The following is an 819-nucleotide window of genomic DNA, read 5'->3' on the forward strand; positions in this document are numbered from 1 at the left end:
AAGGGATAAGAACAAGAGTTAATGACTCGGTAGAGCAAGCTTTAAAACTATCAGATGGACTTGTAATCGTTAACCTTTTTGAAGAAGGAAAAGATTTGATATACAGTGAAAAGTTTGCATGCCCCATCCATAACTTCTCAATTTCCGAAATATCACCAAGGTTATTTTCTTTTAACAGTCCTTATGGAGCATGTGGTGTATGTAAAGGTCTTGGAGTTATACATAAAATAGATGAAAATTTACTTATAGATGAAAACAGGTCTGCAATAGAGGCTTTTAGAATATCAGATAGTCTTTCTTTTAAATACATAAAAGCAATGGTAGGAGAAATTCTTGATTTTTATAAAGTAGGAAGGTACAAAAAGTTTAAAGATATTCCGGCTTATGTAAAACAAGGGTTACTTTACGGCAATGAATACTTTGAAGGAATAATACCACATTTGGAGAAAAAATACTTAGAAACAGATGTAGAAAAGTACAGAGAAGAGATAGGCAAATACATCAAAGAGATAAAATGTCCTGAGTGTAAAGGGTCAAGACTAAAAAAAGAAGCTCTAACTGTTTTAGTTGGTGGAAAAAATATCTATCAGATAACCCAGATGGATATAAATCAAGCTTACAACTTTTTTAATGAGTTTGAAAGGTAAATCTCTCCATCTATCCTTACTCTTGGATAACCCATTCTTTTTATTCTTTCTAAGGTTTCTTTATGTTCTCCCTTTTGTCCTCTAACGATAGGAGAAAGGGATAAGAACAAGAGTTAATGACTCGGTAGAGCAAGCTTTAAAACTATCAGATGGACTTGTAATCGTTAACCTT

At 32.6% G+C, this 819-nt stretch carries 1 pseudogene; it reads left to right on the plus strand.

Features of this window, described 5'->3' with window-relative positions:
• Positions 1 to 647 (plus strand): annotated as a pseudogene (locus NE054_RS08440) (excinuclease ABC subunit UvrA); the annotation flags it as partial.
• Positions 648 to 819: the final 172 nt, after the last annotated feature.

Origin of the sequence: Sulfurihydrogenibium sp. (assembly GCF_027448985.1) — a bacterium.
Taxonomy (GTDB): Bacteria; Aquificota; Aquificia; order Aquificales; family Hydrogenothermaceae; genus Sulfurihydrogenibium.